The following is a 3734-nucleotide window of genomic DNA, read 5'->3' as shown; positions in this document are numbered from 1 at the left end:
GGGCATGGCATCGCGGGCATTGATGCACAGGTTGAGCAAGGCGTTTTCCAGCTGGCTGACATCCACCAAGGTCGGCCACAGGTTGGTCGCGCCCACCGTTTCCACGCGAATGCTGGGGCCTACCGTGCGCTGGATCAGCTCGGTCATGCCTTCCATCAGCGCATTGACATCGGTGGGCCGTGGATCGAGGGTCTGGCGTCGGGAAAACGCCAGCAATCGGTGGGTCAGCGCTGCAGCGCGCTTGGCCGCGCCCTGTGCGGTGCTGATGTACTTGTCGGTTTCCATCCAGCGCCCTTGGGCGATGCGCGTGCTCATCAGCTCGAGCGCACCGGAAATGCCGGCCAGCAGGTTGTTGAAGTCATGGGCCAGGCCGCCGGTGAGCTGCCCGACCGCTTCCATCTTCTGCGACTGGCGCAATTTCTCTTCGGCCTGGATCAGCTTGACCGTGCGCTCGGTGACGCGCTGTTCCAGGGTATCGTTGAGAGCACGCAACGCAGACAGGGCGCGATCGCGCTCGGCCTCGACCGAGCGACGCGCCTCGACGTCGATGAGCACCCCTGGAAAACGCAGCGGTTTGCCCTCGGCGTCGTTCTCGACACGACCGTTGGCCTCGATCCAGTAGTAGTGGCCGTCGGCCCGGCGGACGCGATACTGATGGGAATAACTGCCGCCGCGCTGAATCACTTCGCTGATCGCGGCACTCAGGCCTTCGCGATCGTCGGGATGCACCGTCGCCACGATCGTTTCCAGGCTCAAGCCTTCGCGGCCCAGCGCCGGATCCAGCCCGAACGCCAGGGCGAAGCCTTCGTCGACCGCGAAGCGATCGGTCGGCAGATGCCAATGCCAGGTGCCGATGATGGCCCCCGCCGCCAGGGCCAATTGCACCCGTTCGATGTTTTCCCGCGCCACGGCTTCACTGGTGCGCAGACGATCCTCGGCATTGCGTCGGGCGGTGACGTCGCTGAAGATCACCGCGATCTTGCGTTCTTCGGGAAGGCCGACTTTCACGGCTCGCACATCGAACCAGCGTTTGAACGCTTCGGCATAGTTCTCGAAAGTAGCCGGCTCGCCGGTCTTGGCCACATGACCATAGGTGTCGAACCAGAACTGCTCCAGGTCCGGGGCGAACTCGGTCACCCAACGCCCGCGCAGGTTGACACCGGCCTGGCGTTCGAAGGCCGGGTTGGCCTCGATGAAGCAGTAGTCGATGGGCCGATCTTCGGCGTCGAACTTGACCTCGACGATGGCGAACGCCGATTCGATGTTCTCCAGGATCTTGCGAAAACGTTCCTCGCTCTGCCGCAGCGCGCTCTCGGCGTTGCGCACACGGGTCAGGTCGAGCATTGCGCCGATCATCCGCACCGCCCGCCCTTCGGCATTGCGAATGACGTGCCCACGGTCGAGCACTTCGGCGAACGAGCCGTCGTGACGCTGAAACCGATATTCGCCGGACCAGGCCGATTGGCTGCCGTCGATCACGGCATGAATGGACTCGTAGACGCCCGCACGATCGTCAGGATGAATATGCCCGATCCACCAGTCACCGGTCGGTTCGACCGACGCCAGAGGATGGCCGTAGGCCTGCTCGAGTGCCTCGTTCCACACCACCTGATTGCCGCTCAGGTCCCAGTCCCAGATGGCATCGTTGGTGGCCTTGACGGCCAAGCGGTAGCGTTCCTGGGTTTCCTTTATGGCCAGGCCGGCCAGGTGCTCGTTGGTACGGTCGCGCAGAATCTTGACGAAGCCCAGGTGCAGGCCGTCGTCATACAGCGGCATCATCTCGCCAGATGCCCAGAAGCGCTGGCCATCCTTGCGCAGATGCCAGCGCTCGTCATTGGCACGCCCGTCACGCAGCGCCATGCGCATTTCCAGGGCCAGCCGGCCCTGCTCGCGGTCTTCGGGCGTGAAAAACGGTTCGGCGCTGCTGCCGCACATCTCATCCGAGGTCCAACCCATGACGTGGGTCGCCCCCATGTTCCAGTCGGTCACGATGCCTTGGGTATCGATCACCACCATCGCGAAATCGATGGAGCTGTCGAATACGGCGCGTTGGCGAGCTTCGTCGGTCACATGCGGCGAACGGCTGGGCTTATCGGGGGCGGCCTCGGGCGCAGGCGATCGGGCCAAGGCCTGCAACTGGCTCAGCACAACATGAGTGTGTGGATCGTGCAGGTCGAAACCGGCTTCTTCCATTACCTTGCGCAGGCGCTCGACCTGGAATGCGCGAGCTGCAACTGTCGTGTCGTTCAGAACGCCTCCAACTACCTTATAAAGGTGCCATGGACCCAATGCATTGCTACGTGTGTGTTAGGCAGTGACCTGGCAGCGGGGTTCCCGAACGCGCGCAGCGTCAAGGGTATCCGGTGGTTCACGTGAAACGACTTGCAGACAGCGCCACACCTTGAACAGGCCACGTATTCTGAAAGCGAGACGAGCGTGTACAGCGGGTGGAGAAATCATGTGCGAACAGGAAGGTGAAGCAGAAGGTGCACGTCATGTGCCGGGTTCATGTGCAGTGTCGATATGACGTGGATAATGGCAGGGGCGGCTGGATTCGAACCAACGNNACCGCTTGGCGACGCCCCTGTATCCGGTGCAAGAAAGCCAGTTGCTGGCCTCTGCATGAACGAGCGGGAATTTATCAGGTTTCTTTCGCGCAGGAAACCCCAATTGCAATAAATATTCTTCAAAAACAGCCGGTTGCTTTCCGGCGTCACCGTACCCGGCTTCAAATGGTGCAGGGATGAACTGTACGCGCCTGTGCCAAGTCCTATCTTCATCGCCCACTTGCCACGCCAGGCGTGCATCTTCAACCCTATCAGGAGGCACACTTCATGAGCCCTACCCCCTACGTTCCACCCAAGGTCTGGAAACACGACGCGGAATCCGGCGGCCAGTTTTCCAAGACCAACCGCCCGACCGCTGGTGCTACCCATGAGCAGACCCTGCCCGTGGGCAAGCACCCGTTCCAGCTGTATTCCCTGGCGACCCCCAACGGCGTCAAGGTGAGCATCATGCTCGAAGAGCTGCTGGAACTGGGCCACGCCGACGCCGAATACGACGCCTGGCCGATTCGCATCGGCGAAGGCGATCAGTTCTCCAGCGGGTTCGTCGAGATCAATCCGAACTCGAAGATCCCGGCGCTGGTGGATCACAGTGCAGGTGCCGGCGTGCGGGTGTTCGAGTCAGGCTCCATCCTGATCTACCTGGCGCAGAAGTTCGGCGAGTTCCTGCCCACCGATGTGGCAGCACGCACCGAAGCCATGAACTGGCTGTTCTGGCAGATGGGCGCAGCCCCCTATCTGGGTGGCGGCTTCGGGCACTTCTATGCCTATGCGCCGGAGAAGCTGGAGTACCCGATCAATCGCTTCACCATGGAAGCCAAGCGTCAGCTGGATGTACTGGACAAGCGACTGGCCGAGACACGTTTCATAGCCGGTGACAAATACACCGTGGCCGACATTGCGATCTGGCCGTGGTATGGGCAACTGGTGCGCGGCAATCTGTACGACGCAGCGCAATTCCTGGCGGTTGACGAGTATCCTCACCTGCAGCGCTGGGCCGAAGAGATCGCCCAACGTCCCGCCGTGCAGCGCGGTCAACGCGTCAACCGCACCTGGGGCGATGAAGCGACCCAAGTCCCCGAACGCCATAGCGCCGCCGACTTCAAATAACCCAATCCCGGCTTGCACCGCCCCTGCAGCAGCGGCGCAAGCCGCGTCCGGCCTCGCCGC

At 62.2% G+C, this 3734-nt stretch carries 2 protein-coding genes; one reads left to right on the top strand and one right to left on the bottom strand.

Annotated elements, in window-relative coordinates:
- Positions 1–2193, bottom strand: a 2193-nt coding sequence (locus B2V21_RS10275) for a PAS domain-containing hybrid sensor histidine kinase/response regulator (RefSeq protein ID WP_286916788.1), incomplete at its 3' end; no start/stop codon positions are given.
- Between the two features lie 641 nt (positions 2194–2834).
- Between B2V21_RS10275 and yghU the strand changes: the two genes are divergently transcribed.
- Positions 2835–3674, top strand: a complete 840-nt coding sequence (gene yghU / locus B2V21_RS10270) for a glutathione-dependent disulfide-bond oxidoreductase (RefSeq protein WP_286916787.1) — start codon at positions 2835–2837, stop codon at positions 3672–3674.
- Positions 3675–3734: the final 60 nt, after the last annotated feature.

This window comes from Pseudomonas sp. UBA6276 (assembly GCF_002438365.1).
Taxonomy (GTDB): Bacteria; Pseudomonadota; Gammaproteobacteria; order Pseudomonadales; family Pseudomonadaceae; genus Aquipseudomonas; species Aquipseudomonas coleopterorum.
This window is presented reverse-complemented; position numbering and strand designations above follow the sequence as displayed.